General features: G+C 67.3%; 1 protein-coding gene. It reads right to left on the bottom strand.

Annotated features, from left to right (window positions below; all coding sequences use genetic code 11):
* Nucleotides 1-1,078, bottom strand: a 1,078-nt coding sequence (locus RQI28_RS19670) for an NAD-dependent succinate-semialdehyde dehydrogenase (RefSeq protein ID WP_311224352.1), incomplete at both ends; no start/stop codon positions are given.

Raw genomic sequence — 1,078 nt, 5'->3', positions numbered from 1 at the left:
CCCCCCGAACGGCGCCGCCTCCGCAGCCAGCGCCCCTTCGTTGATCCCCACGATCCCCGTCTCCAGGGCTTGCGCCACCCGCCAGATGCGCCGCACGTCCTGGCTGTAGAAGTACGCAGCCAGCCCAAAGGGCGTGTCGTTGGCCTGGGCGATCACATCCGCTTCGGTATGGAACACGGTCAGCGGTGCCACCGGGCCGAAGGTTTCCTCGCACGCACAGGCCATGGTGGCGTCAGCGCCGGTCAGCACCGTGGGGGCGTAGTAGTGAACGCCCAGCTCGGTCAGGCGCTTGCCGCCGGCCAGCACCTTGGCGCCCCGGGCGATGGCGTCCTGCACATGGCGCTCGATCTTCTCCACCGCCCGCTCGTTGATCATGGGCCCGATCTGCGAGGCCGCATCGCTGGCGGGGCCGACCTTCAGGGCGCTGACGCGGGCTGCCAGCTTCGTGGCGAATTCCTCGTGCACCTGGGCATGCACGAACACCCGGTTGGGGGATACGCAGGTCTGGCCGCCGTTTCTGAACTTGGCGGCCATGAAGCCGTCGACGGCCGCTTCCACGTCGGCATCTTCGAAGACGATGAAGGGCGCATTGCCGCCCAGCTCCAGTGAGAGCTTCTTGAGCGTATCGGCAGAGCGGCGAGCCAGATGCTTGCCCACCGGTGTCGATCCGGTGAAGGTGATCTTGCGCACGCGGGAATCGTCCAGCCACACGTCCACCACCTCGGGTGTCTTCTCGCGTGATGCTGTGACGATGTTCAGCACGCCGGGCGGCACGCCTGCTTCGTGCGCCAGCAGCACCAGGACCAGGGAGGTGAGGGGCGTGTTTTCCGCCGGCTTGCAGACCACGGTGCAGCCCGCAGCCAGGGCCGGAGCGATCTTGCGGGCGATCATTGCGGCGGGGAAGTTCCAGGGCGTGATGGCAGCCACCACGCCGACGGGCTCTTTCAAGGCAAACATGCGCCGCCCGGGCACGGGCGCGGGAATGATCTCGCCATTCATGCGGGTGGCCTCTTCGGCAAACCATTCGATGTAGCTGGCGGCATAGGCCACTTCGCCCTTGCCTTCGGCCAGGGGCTTG

This window comes from Acidovorax sp. WCS2018Noco2-16 (assembly GCF_031843945.1).
Classification (GTDB): Bacteria; Pseudomonadota; Gammaproteobacteria; order Burkholderiales; family Burkholderiaceae_C; genus Paracidovorax.
The sequence above is the reverse complement of the archived record's forward strand: the minus strand, read 5'-3'. Positions and strand labels throughout refer to the sequence as shown.